The 13,628-nt window shown below is 29.6% G+C and carries 15 protein-coding genes; 13 read left to right on the top strand and 2 right to left on the bottom strand.

Annotated elements, in window-relative coordinates; all coding sequences use genetic code 11:
- The first annotated feature begins 66 nt into the window (after nt 1-66).
- Genes CAMP5063_RS03535 through CAMP5063_RS03520 form a run of 4 tightly spaced genes read left to right on the top strand, consistent with a single transcriptional unit; the run spans nt 67 to nt 4,162 of the window.
- Nucleotides 67-1,206 (top strand): hydrogenase small subunit, encoded by a 1,140-nt coding sequence (locus CAMP5063_RS03535; RefSeq protein WP_133318935.1) that lies wholly within the window; start codon nt 67-69, stop codon nt 1,204-1,206.
- Between the two features lie 2 nt (nt 1,207-1,208).
- A complete protein-coding gene (locus CAMP5063_RS03530) occupies nt 1,209-2,924 on the top strand; it encodes a nickel-dependent hydrogenase large subunit (protein ID WP_337194833.1) in 1,716 nt (571 codons plus the stop codon).
- Between the two features lie 15 nt (nt 2,925-2,939).
- On the top strand, nt 2,940-3,632 hold the full coding sequence (gene cybH, locus CAMP5063_RS03525; RefSeq protein WP_133318933.1) for a Ni/Fe-hydrogenase, b-type cytochrome subunit: 693 nt from the start codon (nt 2,940-2,942) through the stop codon (nt 3,630-3,632).
- Complete coding sequence (locus tag CAMP5063_RS03520; protein ID WP_220566245.1) at nt 3,629-4,162, top strand: HyaD/HybD family hydrogenase maturation endopeptidase; 534 nt, start codon at nt 3,629-3,631, stop codon at nt 4,160-4,162. Before cybH ends, CAMP5063_RS03520 begins: the two co-directional genes overlap by 4 nt.
- A 22-nt stretch (nt 4,163-4,184) precedes the next feature.
- Here CAMP5063_RS03520 and CAMP5063_RS03515 read toward each other — a convergent pair whose 3' ends face one another.
- Nucleotides 4,185-4,607, bottom strand: a complete 423-nt coding sequence (locus tag CAMP5063_RS03515) for a PepSY-like domain-containing protein (protein ID WP_133318931.1) — start codon at nt 4,605-4,607, stop codon at nt 4,185-4,187.
- Nucleotides 4,608-4,733: 126 nt separating this feature from the next.
- Between CAMP5063_RS03515 and gltX the strand changes: the two genes are divergently transcribed.
- From gltX to CAMP5063_RS03500, 3 genes are read left to right on the top strand one after another with little or no spacing between them, the layout of a single operon-like run.
- Nucleotides 4,734-6,029 (top strand): glutamate--tRNA ligase, encoded by a 1,296-nt coding sequence (gene gltX, locus CAMP5063_RS03510; RefSeq protein ID WP_337194832.1) that lies wholly within the window; start codon nt 4,734-4,736, stop codon nt 6,027-6,029.
- A gap of 1 nt (nt 6,030) precedes the next feature.
- The gene (locus CAMP5063_RS03505) at nt 6,031-6,318 is read left to right on the top strand and encodes a YggT family protein (protein ID WP_012661430.1); all 288 of its coding nucleotides are present in this window, start codon (nt 6,031-6,033) and stop codon (nt 6,316-6,318) included.
- A complete protein-coding gene (locus tag CAMP5063_RS03500) occupies nt 6,319-7,956 on the top strand; it encodes a lytic transglycosylase domain-containing protein (RefSeq protein WP_337194831.1) in 1,638 nt (545 codons plus the stop codon).
- Here the strand turns inward: CAMP5063_RS03500 and CAMP5063_RS03495 are convergent.
- A complete protein-coding gene (locus CAMP5063_RS03495) occupies nt 7,844-8,338 on the bottom strand; it encodes a hypothetical protein (RefSeq protein ID WP_133318928.1) in 495 nt (164 codons plus the stop codon). The two genes, CAMP5063_RS03500 and CAMP5063_RS03495, sit on opposite strands and share 113 nt — an antisense overlap.
- An 87-nt stretch (nt 8,339-8,425) precedes the next feature.
- Here CAMP5063_RS03495 and mobB point away from each other — a divergent pair, with 87 nt between their 5' ends.
- The 6 genes from mobB to CAMP5063_RS03465 all read left to right on the top strand — a co-directional run bounded on the left by mobB (nt 8,426) and on the right by CAMP5063_RS03465 (nt 13,604).
- On the top strand, nt 8,426-8,905 hold the full coding sequence (gene mobB / locus CAMP5063_RS03490) for a molybdopterin-guanine dinucleotide biosynthesis protein B (RefSeq protein WP_220566249.1): 480 nt from the start codon (nt 8,426-8,428) through the stop codon (nt 8,903-8,905).
- 9 nt (nt 8,906-8,914) lie between these two features.
- Nucleotides 8,915-9,763 (top strand): class 1 fructose-bisphosphatase, encoded by an 849-nt coding sequence (locus CAMP5063_RS03485; protein WP_337194830.1) that lies wholly within the window; start codon nt 8,915-8,917, stop codon nt 9,761-9,763.
- Nucleotides 9,763-9,957 (top strand): hypothetical protein, encoded by a 195-nt coding sequence (locus CAMP5063_RS03480; RefSeq protein WP_133318925.1) that lies wholly within the window; start codon nt 9,763-9,765, stop codon nt 9,955-9,957. The genes CAMP5063_RS03485 and CAMP5063_RS03480 overlap by 1 nt, the downstream gene beginning before the upstream one ends.
- 12 nt (nt 9,958-9,969) lie before the next feature.
- Nucleotides 9,970-11,856 (top strand): methionine--tRNA ligase, encoded by a 1,887-nt coding sequence (gene metG / locus CAMP5063_RS03475; protein WP_337194829.1) that lies wholly within the window; start codon nt 9,970-9,972, stop codon nt 11,854-11,856.
- Entirely contained in the window at nt 11,857-12,798 is a 942-nt protein-coding gene (locus CAMP5063_RS03470) for a hypothetical protein (protein ID WP_337194828.1), read from the top strand.
- Nucleotides 12,799-12,860: 62 nt separating this feature from the next.
- A complete protein-coding gene (locus tag CAMP5063_RS03465) occupies nt 12,861-13,604 on the top strand; it encodes a substrate-binding domain-containing protein (protein WP_263661339.1) in 744 nt (247 codons plus the stop codon).
- The last annotated feature ends 24 nt before the right edge of the window (nt 13,605-13,628 follow it).

Raw genomic sequence — 13,628 nt, 5'->3', positions numbered from 1 at the left:
TATCTATTCTTAACAATAAATATTTTAAAATCCTTAATGATATTTCTATAATTTAAGGAACAACAAATGAGTGATTTAGATATTTTTAATCGCCGTTTAGACGCATTAGAAAAACTTCCTCTTTTGAAAAATGAGATTTCTATCTCTAAAGCTTTAGAGCAATCAGGTTTTTCAAGAAGAGATTTTATGAAATGGGCTAGTGCTATGACTGCATTTTTAGCATTACCTGCTAGCTTTACTCCAGTAGTTGCAAGAGCTGCTGAGCTTAGTGATAGACTTCCAGTGATTTGGCTTCATATGGCTGAATGTACAGGGTGTTCTGAAAGTTTGTTAAGAAGCGATGCTCCTACTATTGATAGTTTGATTTTTGATCATATTTCTTTAGAATATCATGAAACTATAATGGGTGCTGCAGGTTGGCAAGCTGAACATAATCTTGAAGCTGCTATGGAAAAATATAAAGGTAGATATATCTTAATGGTAGAAGGTGGTATACCAACAGGTGCTACAGAAAACTTTTTAACTATAGGACCACATGGAAAAACAGGAAGACAATTAGCAGAACAAGCCTGTAATGATGCTTTAGCTATTTTTGCTATAGGTACTTGTTCAGCTTTTGGTGGTATCCAAGCTGCTAGACCTAATCCAAGCAATGCTGTAAGCTTAAGTAAAGTAACAAATAAAACAGTTATTAATGTACCAGGTTGTCCTCCAAGTGAAAAAAATATTATAGGTAATGTGATTCATTACATATTGTATCAAACATTGCCAGCGCTTGATGCCTACAATAGACCAAAATGGGCTTATGGGTTAAGAATTCATGATCTTTGTGAAAGAAGAGGACGCTTTGATGCGGGTGAATTTGTGCAACAATTTGGTGATGAGGGAGCAAAAAAAGGATATTGTCTTTATAAAGTAGGTTGTAAAGGCCCTTATACTTTTAATAATTGCTCAAGAGAGAGATTTAATCAACATACTTCATGGCCAATCCAAGCAGGACATGGTTGTATAGGCTGTTCTGAACCTGATTTTTGGGATACTATGGGACCTTTTGAAGAAGTGATGGCAGGAAGATTATTTGATACTGTTTATGGCTTGGGTGCTGATAGCATTTCAGATAAAATTGGTATAGGTGTGCTTTGTGTAACAGGCGTAGCTGTTGCTGCACATGCTGTAATTGCTTCATTAGAAAAAAATAAGGATTAAAAATGTCAAAAAGAATTATTATAGATCCACTTACTAGAATAGAGGGACATTTAAGAGTTGAAGTAGTGGTTGATGAAAATAATGTCATTAAAGAAGCATATTCAGGATCAACTTTATGGAGAGGGATTGAAACTATTGTAAAAGGTCGTGATCCAAGAGATGCAGGCTTTTTAACTCAAAGAATTTGTGGTGTTTGTACTTTTTCACATTATAGAGCAGGGATTATCGCAGTAGAAAATGCTTTAGGTATTACTCCACCATTAAATGCAGTCTTAACTAGAACTTTAATGAATGCAGCTTTATACATGCATGATCATCCTGTGCATTTTTATCAACTTCATGGTCTTGATTTTGTTGATGTTGTAAGTGCTTTAAGTGCTGATGTAAAAAAAGCAAGTGATGAAGCATTTAAATATACTGATATGCCTTATGCAACAGGTGCAGATAAGCTTTTAGAAGTTCAGCAAAGACTAAAAACCTTTGTAGATAAAGGAAATCTTGGACCATTTGCAAATGCTTATTATGGACATGCGACTTATCACTTTACTCCTGAGCAAAACCTTATTGCGCTTTCACATTATTTAGAATGTTTAAGAATTCAAAGAACAATAGCTCAAGCTATGGCGATTTTTGGTGCTAAAAATCCTCACCCACAAAGTTTAACTGTAGGCGGTGTAACTTGTGTTATGGATCTTTTAAACCCATCAAGAATGGCTGAATATATGACTAAATTCCAAGAAGTAGCTGATTTTATTAATCGTGCTTATTATCCGGATTTAATCATGGCAGCTAAAGCTTACTCTAAAGAAGCAAGTGTATTAAATGATGTAGGGGTAAATAACTTCTATACTGAGAGAGAATTCCAAATTTCAAGTGATGAATGGTTGTTTGAAGGTGGTATTATTAGAAATGGTGATTTGAGTAAGGTTGAAGAAGTAGATGAAGCTAAAATCACCGAAGAGGCTACAAGATCATGGTATGCAGACAATGAAGCTTTGCATCCTTATGATGGTAAAACTAATCCAAACTATACAGGCTTAATTGATGGTGAAAGCATTAATGATAAAGGCAATATGGTTCATAGTAAGGTATTTGATATTAAAGGCAAATATAGCTGGATTAAAGCTCCAAGATATGAAAATTCGCCTATGCAAGTTGGGCCATTAGCAAATATTTTAGTAAATTATGCTAAGGGTAATAAAATTGTAGTAGAAGCGGTTGATTCTTTCTTAAAAGCTACGAATTTACCAGTTCAAGCACTTATGAGCACTTTAGGAAGAACAGGCGCTAGAGCAATTGAAGCTAAAATTATTGCTGATCATGGTTTAAAAGCATTTAATTCTTTGGTTGAAAATTTAAAAACAGATGAAAGTACTTGTGCTACTTATGCAATTGATAAAAACAAAGAATACAAAGGTAGATTTATGGGAAGTGCACCTCGTGGTGCATTGAGCCATTGGTGTAGGATTAAAAATGGTGTAATTGAAAATTGGCAAGCAGTAGTTCCTTCTACTTGGAATGCAAGTCCAAAAGATGCAAATGGAGTAGGTGGTAGCTATGAACAATGTCTTATTGGTATGAAACTAGCTGATGTTAAACAGCCTTTAGAAGTAATAAGAGCTATTCACTCTTATGATCCTTGTATAGCATGTGCAGTACATGTAATGGATACTAAAGGTAATAATCTTAGCGAGTATAAAGTTAATGTAAATTTATAAGGAAAGGACTTTAGTATGGATTCTAAACATTCCTTAAAATCAAACAGAAAGGCTGAATACGAATTTAGTATCGGTCTTCGTTTTACACATTGGTTAAGAGCGGTTGCAATCGTGATTTTAGTGGGAACTGGATATTATATTTCTTATGTATTTCAAGCTCCTTCTATTTCATCTGAACCGACTTTATTTATGCAGGCAAAATACCGCATGGTGCACCAAATTTTTGGTTTTATCTTAATAGCTTGTGTAATTTTTAAAACATATTTGTTCTTTTTTGATTCAAAAAGTGATGGTGAGAGAAAGAGTATAAAAGATATTTTTAATGTAAAATTATGGATAGAGCAAATTAAATTTTACATTTTCCTAGGAAAGCACCCGCATTTACAAGGTGTATACAATCCTTTACAATTTGTAACTTACCTTTTCTTTTATCTTGTTATGTTTGGGCTTATTTTGACAGGATTAATCCTTTATATGCATGTATATCATGAAGGCTTGGGTGGATTTTTATATAATATTTTAAGACCTATTGAGGTAATGTTAGGTGGATTGGCTGATGTTAGAACCTATCATAGAATTTTAATGTGGGTTGTGTTGATTTTTGTTCCAGTGCATATTTATATGGCTGTATTTAACTCAGTTAAAGGTAAAGATGGTGCTTTAGATGCTATCTTTAGCGGTTATAAATTTGTAAGAGAAAATCGTTGAAACTTCTAGTTTTAGGTATTGGTAATATTATGTTTGCAGATGAGGGCTTAGGCGTTCATCTTTGCAAACTTTTAGAAAAAAATTATAAGTTTTATCATGAAAAAGACTCGGTGAGTTTTGTAGATGGTGGAACTTTGGCTTTACAACTTAGCTATATTATAGCCGAATATGATGAAATGATTGTGATTGATTGTATTGCAGCAGATGATGCTAAGATTGGAGATATTTTTTTCTTTCCTTATGATGCAATGCCAAAAAAAGTTAATTGGAGTGGTAGTGCGCATGAGGTTGAAATGCTTCAAACTTTACAATACATGGAACTTATGGGAGATTTACCTAAAACTCAAATTTTAGCTTGCGTGCCAAAGCGTATAGAGCCATTGAGTTTTGAACTTTCAAAAGAAGTCTTAAATGCTTTAGAAAAAATGGAGAAAATTTTACTTGATTTTTTAGAGAAAAAAGGCTTTACTTACAAGAGAGTTGCTAATTATAATATACAAGAGCTTGCTCTAAATTCTTATAAAAGCTAAGCAAAAAAGCTTAGCTTAAATTCTAATCATCAAATTTTTGTCCCAAGAAATTTCCATTTACATCAGTATAAATTTCCATCATATTATTAAGTTTGAATTTATAACCTTGAATTTCTTTTTCAACTTTAATTATACTTGCATTTGGGTGCATTTTTTTAATCGTTGCTAAAACATTTGGACTTAAAAAAGAAGTATCAATTGGTCTGTATTTTGCATCGATTTCTTTCCAATCTCCATTGATAAAAAACTCAAGCTCAGTTCCATTGTCTAAATAAACATCAAAGCTATCAATATCTTGTTTAACTAAAGCAATGTTTGAACCTGTAAAATGTTTTTGTATGAAATTTTTAGAATTTGCTGGTAAAGCATTAACTCCTACAATCATATCTTGTGCAAAAACAAAACCTGCAGTAACTAATGTTGCTAAAGCTATTTTTAATTTCATTTTTTATCCTTTATGTTGAATTATTTATGAAATCATATTGCTATTGAGTGAATTTTGTGTGAACTTAAAAGAAATAGCAAGTATTTAATTGTATAATGGTAAAAAAGTTTTTTAAAAGGATAAATAATGTATAGGTTTGCACCATCGCCTACTGGAGATATGCATATTGGAAATTTAAGAGCAGCTTTATTTAATTATATTAAAGCAAGACAAGAAAATTCTGATTTTATTTTGCGTATTGAAGATACGGATAATGCTAGAAATATAGCTGGAAAAGAAGAAGAAATAAAAGCTATTTTGAAAGAATTTGGTATAACTTGGCAGCATTATTATGTACAAAGTGAGAATTTGAAATTTCATCGTCAAATGGCTTTAAAGCTAGTAAGTGAAAAAAAAGCTTTTGCTTGTTTTTGTACTGAGGATGAATTAGCTCATAAAAAAGAACTAGCTAAAAGTAAAAATCAAGCATATAGATACGATGGTACTTGTGAAAAACTTGCAGATATTGATGTATTAAATTGTGAAAAACCTTTCATAATCCGTCTTAAAAAACCTCAATCGCAAATGAAATTTATAGACTATATTAAAGGTAAGATTGGTTTTAATCCTGAAGATATTGATAGTTTTGTGATTATGAGGGCTGATAAAACCCCAACTTATAATTTTGCTTGTGCGGTTGATGATATGCTAGAAGGTGTTACTTGTATTATAAGGGGCGAAGATCATGTTTCAAATACTCCTAAGCAAGAACATATTAGAGCAAGTTTGGGTTATGATAAAAGCATGACTTATGCACATTTGCCTATCATTTTAAATGAAGAAGGTGTTAAAATGAGCAAAAGAGAGGCTCATTCTAGTGTAAAATGGATGCTTGATAATGGATATTTAGCAAGTGCTATTGCAAATTATTTAATACTTTTAGGTAATAAAACTCCAAAAGAGATTTTTACTTTAGAAGAAGCCATAGAATGGTTTGATTTGAAAAAAGTTTCAAAATCTCCTGCAAGATTTGATACTAAGCGTTTAATGCAAATTAACCGTGAGCATATAAAAATGCTTGATAATGATAAATTAAATTCTTTATTAAATTTAGGCAAAGATGTAGCTGAGCTTGCAAAATTTTATACTCAAGAAGCTAGCACGCTAAATGAGATAAGAGAAAAAATACAAGCAATTTTTGCAGTTAAAAATTATAATGAATTTGAAAAAGAATGTAAGTTGATTAAAGAAGTTTTAAAAGATTTAGATTTACCTCAAGAATATGATGAGTTTAAAAAGATTTTGATGGAAAAAACAAATTTAAAAGGTAAAAATTTCTTTATGCCTTTGCGTTTGGTGTTAACAGGGGTTACTCATGGACCTGAAATGAGTGAAATTTATACTCTAATCAAGCCTTTTGTTAAAGAAATTATAAAGGAGTAAAATGGGAGTTGGAACAAGTTTGATTGTATCTTTGGTGCAAATTTTTTCTTTAGTTATTGAAATTTATGTATGGATTATAATCATTGCCGCATTGATTTCTTGGGTAAGGCCTGATCCATATAATCCTATAGTGCAAATTTTATATCGTTTAACTAATCCTGCTTATGCTTTTGTAAGAAGGTTTATTCCTACTACTATAGGGAGTATTGATTTAGCACCTTTGATTATTATTTTAGGATTAAAATTTATCCAAATATTTTTATCAAATTTAATTTTAGGAAGTTTATAAGTGTTGAAAAAAAGTGTAGTGTTACTTTTAGCTGGAGTGGTTTTTGCAAATAGTGCAATGTATTCTTATAAAGAATTAGAGCAAAGACCAAATTCTTTAGCTAAGGATTATTATTTATATCGTTTATTAGAAAAAAATGAATTTAAAAAAGAAGAAGTTGAAGGTTTAAAAGAACATATTTATCGTTATGCAGGGCGTATTAAAAATGCCATTGAAGCCATTATTCCGCCTTTGGGGTATAATAAAGAATATGAAGCTTGTTATAAATTTAATACGCAAAATATCTTAGATGCTAATGCTACTTGTCAGCTTATAAGATTAAATAGTTTAACTTTTATACAAGATCTTAATGCTTCAGTGCGTAATGAGATGAAAAAAAATATCCCACAGGATAATCCAAATTTAACAAAACTTTTAGAAGCCTTTGATGCTAAAGATCCTCTAAGTTATGCGGTTTTAAATTATGATAGTGCTAATTTTTATAAAATCTATAATTTCTTAAAAGATAAAAAAGATTTTTTCTTAGAAAAAGATTTTGTAAATGAATTAGCTAAAGAAAAAGAATTTACAAATTTTGTAAAAGAAATTATCATTAAGAAAAAAAGTCCATTGATAAGAAAATCTCTAGTCAATGTAGATGCAAATTTAACTTTTCAAGATAATGCTTTTTATCTAGGTGTAAATGCTATTTTAGAAAATGACGATAAAAAAGCATTGGAATTTTTTCAAGTAGCAAAAGATACTTTTAAAAGCAAACCTTTAGTAGATAATGCAAATTTTTGGCTATATTTGATCACTCAAGATAAAAAATACATTGATGAGCTTGCTCAAAGTGATTCTTTAAATATTTATAGTCTTTATGCAAGAGAGTTAAAAGGCTTGCCTTTACCTAAAATAGAAGAATTAAAGCCAAAAAAACAAAAAAATGATTTTGATATGAAAGATCCTTTTGCTTGGCAAAAGCTCGCAAAAGAAATTGCAAAAGGCACTCCTAATGAGCTAGAAAAACTTGCAAAAGATTTTTATACCAAGGAAAATATCGCTATTTATGCCTATATTAAAGAAAGGGCCGAAGGTTTTAAAAAACATTATTTTATTATGCCTTATTTTGAATATTTAAAAGATTATTCCACGCAAAGAAAAGCTATGATTTTAGCTTTAGCTAGACAAGAAAGTCGTTTTATACCAACAGCCATTTCAACTTCTTATGCTTTGGGTATTATGCAATTTATCCCATTTTTAGCTAATCATATAGGCAATAAAGAACTGCAAATTCCAAATTTTGATCAAGACATACTTTTTGAACCAAAAACAGCTTATACTTTTGCAAATCATCATTTAGATTATTTAGAATCTAAACTTAATTCCCCGGTTTTTGTGGCTTATGCTTATAATGGAGGTATAGGATTTACCACTAGAATGCTCAAAAGAGAAGATATGTTTAGAGCGGGAAAATATGAGCCATTTTTATCAATGGAGCTTGTTCCTTATGCAGAAAGCAGGGTATATGCTAAGAAAGTTTTAGCTAATTATGTTGTTTATTTGCATCTTCTGAACGATAATACACCGATTTCGAAATTTTTTGAAACTTTAGCTCAAAACACTGATTCTCAAAACACAAATCAAGTTTTAAAATAGGTTTTTGCACTAATTCATTAAGAGTGATTTTGTAATAACTTGCATAATCACTCTTAATGATATATTTAAATAATTTATCATTTTGATCTAAGGTTTTTATATTAGTTTTTTCTCCATCTATGAGTATTGAAATTTGCTCTTGCTTGATGTTGATATTTGGCAAAAAACTAAGTACAAAAACTTCTTTTTGACTTTTTTCATCTAATACAGGGTTTAAATAGCTCAATAAAGCAACTACTCTATTATCTTTATAATTAAAATTAATTTTTTGTGCATACATTAGAGTTTGACTTTTTAAATTAATTTCACTTTGCTCTTGGGTTTTATTAGAGCATGCGGTAAAAATAAGTGTTAAAAAAATAATCATATAAACTTTTTTCATATTTTTGTTCCTAATTTTTTTATAATTATAAGCTTTTAACTTTTAAAAAGATATAATTTCATTTATTTTATTTGATTTAAGGAAGTTATGAAAAGATTAGCAATGGCTTTTAGCGGGCCTTCCAATTCAGGTAAAACGACTTTGATTACTCAAGTTGCTAAGTATTTTATGGAACAAAATTATAAAGTATGCATTATAAAACATGATCCAAAAGATAAGGCAAGCTTTGATATAGCAAAAAAAGATAGTTTTAAATTTTTTCAAAGTGGTGCTGATGTAATGGTTTTAAGTCCTACAAGGACAACTTTATTTACACATTCTCCAAGTACTTTAGATGAAGCTATTTCTAAACTAGGAGAATTTGATTTTTTATTTATAGAGGGCTTAAAAACCTTAGATATGCCAAGAATTAGCGTTTTTTGTAAAGAAGTAGATGAGAGCTATTTTGCTTATTCTAAGGCTATTGCAAGCTATGAGAAAATTGAAAATAAAAATTTAACTTGGCTTTATTTGGATGATTTGGAAAGTATTTGTGATTTTATATTAAAAAATTCAAAAAAAGTATAGAGGTAAAATATGCAAGAATTAATTGACGATATACAAAAAGCAGTGATTGAAATTTCAAAAGAACTTAGATATTTAAAAGATTTTGATTATACCACTTCTCAAAATGCCACAGGAGATAATCAATTAAAACTTGATGTGAAAAGCGATGAGATTATCACTAGAATTTTAAAGCAAAGCAAAGGTTTAAAAAGCTTAATTAGCGAGGAAAAACAAGAGCAATTGCTAATCAATGAAAATGAGAAATATGTTGTTGCTTATGATCCTTTAGATGGTTCTTCTTTAGTAGATGTGAATTTTGCTATAGGTTCTATTTTTGCTATTTATGAGCAAAAGGCTAATGCAAAAAATCTAAAAGCAGCAATTTATGCTATTTATGGCGTGCGTTTAGAGCTTATAGTGTGTATAGACACTCCTAAGCTTTATAGATTAAATGAAAAAGATGAATTTGTTTTTGTTAAGGATTTAAAATTAAATGAAAAAGGCAAATTAAATGCAAGCGGTGGGACACAAAAAAATTGGTCAAATACTCATAGAGCCTTTATAAAAGCTTTATTTGATGAGGGTTATCGCTTGAGATATTCTGGTGCTATGGTGAGTGATTTGCACCAAATTTTACTCAAAGGTGGAGGGTTGTTTTCATATCCTGCAACAAGCGATGCACCAAATGGAAAATTAAGAGCATATTTTGAGGTGCTTCCTTTTGCTTTTATTTTTGAAAAAGCAGGAGGATTTTCTACCAATGGAGAAAATAATTCTTTACTTGATTTAGAATTTGAAAAAATTCATGCAAGTACGCCATGCTTTTTAGGTTCTAAATATGAAATTGAAAAACTAAAACAAGCTTATAAAGGTTTTTAATGGCTGAAGTTAAAGATGAATTTGAGTTGGCTTTAGAAGTTAAAAAAAATGAACTTCAAGCTTGTCAAAACGAAAAAAAAATAAAATCTTGTTTACCTTGCTCTATGATTTTTGAGTGTTCTTTAAGAAAAGAGTATATAGAAGCAGTTTATAAGAGTATGTCTAAAGGTAAAGAAGGTGGATTTGATTTTTAATAAAGGTTGAAAATGCGTTATATTACTACCCCGATATATTATGTAAATGATGTGGCTCATATTGGTCATGCTTACACTACGATTATAGCAGATACTTTGGCTAGATTTTATCGCTTACAGGGAGAAAAAACATTCTTTTTAACAGGCACAGATGAACATGGTCAAAAAATAGAGCAAGCTGCTAGCGTTAGAAATTTTACCCCTAAAGAATATGCAGATGAAATTAGTGCTAAGTTTAAAAAACTTTGGGATGAGTTTGAAATTTCTTATGATTATTTCATTAGAACTACGGATGAAAATCACAAATTAAGCGTTCAAAAAGCATTTAAAAAAATGTTTGATAAAGGTGATATTTACAAAGGCACTTATGAAGGCTTTTATTGTGTTTCTTGTGAGAGTTATTTTACCCAAACTCAGCTTGTAAATGAGTGTCATTGTCCAGATTGTGGTAAGAAAACACAGCTTTTAAAAGAAGAAAGTTATTTTTTCAAGCTTTCTAAATATCAAGATCAAATTCTTAAATGGTACAAAGAAAAAGAGCCGATTTTACCTAAAAATAAGGCTAATGAGTTGATTTATTTTGTAGAAGGTGGCTTAAAAGATCTTTCCATTACAAGAACGAGTTTTGAATGGGGTATAAAGCTTCCAAAAGAACTAAATGATGAAAAACATGTGGTGTATGTTTGGCTTGATGCTTTGATGAATTATGTGAGTGCTTTGGGCTATGGACTTGATGATGAAAATATGGATCTTTGGCCTGCTCATATACACTTTGTAGGCAAAGATATTTTGCGTTTTCATGCAGTGTATTGGCCTGCGTTTTTGATGAGTTTAGAACTTCCTTTACCTAAATTTATAGCAACACATGGTTGGTGGACTAAAGATGGTGAAAAAATGAGCAAATCTAAAGGCAATGTAGTAGCGCCTAAAGAAGTAGCAGATACTTTTGGTTTAGAAGCTTTTAGATATTTTTTACTCAGAGAAGTTCCTTTTGGTAATGATGGAGATTTTTCGCAAAAAGCATTAGTCACTAGAATCAATGCAGAATTAAGCAATGAGCTTGGAAATTTATTAAATAGAATTATCGGTATGAGTGCTAAGTATTCTCAAAATATTATTGAGTGTAAAGATGTGAATTTGTATTTTAATCAAGAATTAAATGAATGCAAAGAGTATTTAGATAATGCAATCAATGCTTTGGAAAATATCCAGCCAAATCGCTATTTAGAGGAACTTTTCAAGGCTTTATCTTTAGCAAATTTAAGTATTAGTAAATATGAGCCTTGGAATTTGATTAAAAATAATCAAACGCAAAAAGCTAATGCTTTAGTGGCTTTATGTGCTAATATTTTAACAAAAGCAACTATTTTACTTTCAGCTGCTATGCCAAAGACAGCATCAAAAATTGCAAAGGCTTTAAATTTTGAAATATCAAACGAAAATTATCAAAAACTAATTTTAAATAATCAATTATGTGATTTAAAATCAAGTGCATGTGAAGCTTTGTTTCCAAAAGTTGAATTAACCCAAGAAAACAAAAAAGAAGAAAAATTAGAAGAGAAGCCAAATTTAGCTCAAATTAAAATAGATGATTTTAAAAAAATCGAAATCAAAGTAGCATTAGTAAAAGATTGTCAGAATATAGAAGGCAGTGAAAAGCTTTTAAAATTTCAACTTGAACTTGAAAATGGCGAACTAAGACAAGTGCTTTCAGGTATTGCTAAATTTTATAAAGCTAGTGAGTTAATAGGCAAGCAAGTTTGTGTAATTACAAATCTAAAAAAAGCTAAAATTTTTGGTCATGAAAGCCAAGGTATGATTTTAAGTGCTCAAAAAGATGAAAAATTAGTTTTGATAAGCCCACAAGGCTTTATCGAAAATGGAGCTTTAATAGGCTAGATGAATATTTCTAACTTTATCGAACTTATTAATGCTCGAGTTTTAAATTATGGAGCAACTTCTAGTATTTATGATTTTAGTATAGATTTAAACAAAGTCAAACAAGCAAGTGTTTTTTTTGCTAAAAATAATGAACAAGCAAGCTTTGCTATAAAACTTGGTGCTTATGTTATAGTAAGTGAGGAAAGATTAAAACTTGAAGATAAAGATGTGTTTTATCTTCAAGTTGATGATTTAGAAGCAACTATTTTTAGACTTTTTAGATTTTTAAGTGAAGAAAAATCTTATGAATTTATATATTGCAATCATGTAGAATTAAAATTTGCAAAGGCATTTAATTTTAAAGTCTTAAACTCAAATATTTTATTAGATTTTGATCTTTTAAAAAATTCAAAAGAAAAAACTTTCTTTTGCTCTGATGATGAAAAATTTATTTTAAAACTTAAATCAAATTTTCATACTTTAAAAGCATGTAAATACGAAATTTTAGGCTCTAAATCTTTATTTCAAACGAGTTTGCTTTGTAAAAATTTGTATTTTAAAGATTTAAAATTTGCATTTTTTTATGCAGATATTTTTGCTAGATTTATTGATTTTACTGAAAAGCAAAATCTATCTTTTAATTTTAATGAAAAAAAGTTAGATCTTTTTAAGGCATATTTTTTAAACTCAAAAAATGAAATTTGTGCTTTTGGTGGAAGTTCTAGAGTAATTTTACTTGTGGAAAATGAAAAAGATTTTGAATTTATATGCCAAAAACTCCAAGGCGTTAAAGATTTCAAAATAGCATTAAAAAATTCATTATTTTGTGATTTTTCTTATATAAATTTGAGTGAATTAAAGAATTTTTTTGATTTTAAATATTGCCTAATCAAAGAAAGCGAAGAAGAGTTTTTGGAATATTTTTTAGCACAAGAGAAAAAAATTAGTTTATTTGATTAAAAAAATATCAACTTTAAAAAGATATATTTACGATTTTATTTTATTAATTTAAGGAAAAAAATATGAAAAAATTTTTATTTTTAAGTTTATTTGCTGCAGCTGCATTAAATGCTGAAATTTTAGTTTATGGTCCAGGTGGTCCTGCTCCTGTTTTGAAAGAGCTTGCTAAGCAATTTGAAGAAAAACATGGAGAAAAAGTTATTATTAATGCAGGACCAACACCTAAATGGATAAAAAAAGCAAAAACAGATGCTGATATTATTTATTCAGGTAATACTTCTATGATGGATGGTTTTGTTAAAGCAATGCCAAAACAAATCAAAATACAAGATGTTCAGGTTTTAAATGCTAGAGGCTCGGGTATGATTGTAAGAGCAAATAATCCAAAAAAAATTAAAAAATTTGAAGATCTTTTAAAAGATGGTGTTAATGTTATGGTGGTTGATGGAGCAGGGCAGGTTGGCTTATATGAGGATATGGCTTTAAAAACAGGAAAAATTGAAAACCTAGAAAAATTAAGAAAAAACATTAAAGTATATGCTAAAAATTCAAAAGCAGCGGTTGATGAGTGGAAAAATAATCAAAAAATCGATGCTTTAATCATTTGGACACATTGGATTAAAGCAGTTGGAGAGAAAGAAAATAAATTTATTTTAGCGGATAAAAATTCAATCATTTACAGAGCGGCTGAAATAGTTCCAACGCAAAAAGGTTTAAAAAATCCAAAAGTAGCTGAATTCATCAAATTTACACAAAGTAAAGAAGCTCAAAAAATTTGGAAAAAAGAAGGTTGGGTAGCTAAATAAAAATCAAAAGCATTTTACAAAAAG

It is taken from the genome of Campylobacter sp. RM5063 (assembly GCF_024723655.1).
GTDB lineage: Bacteria > Campylobacterota > Campylobacteria > Campylobacterales > Campylobacteraceae > Campylobacter_D > Campylobacter_D lari_D.
Note: the sequence above shows the minus strand (reverse complement) of the source record. Positions and strands in the feature narration are given on the sequence as shown.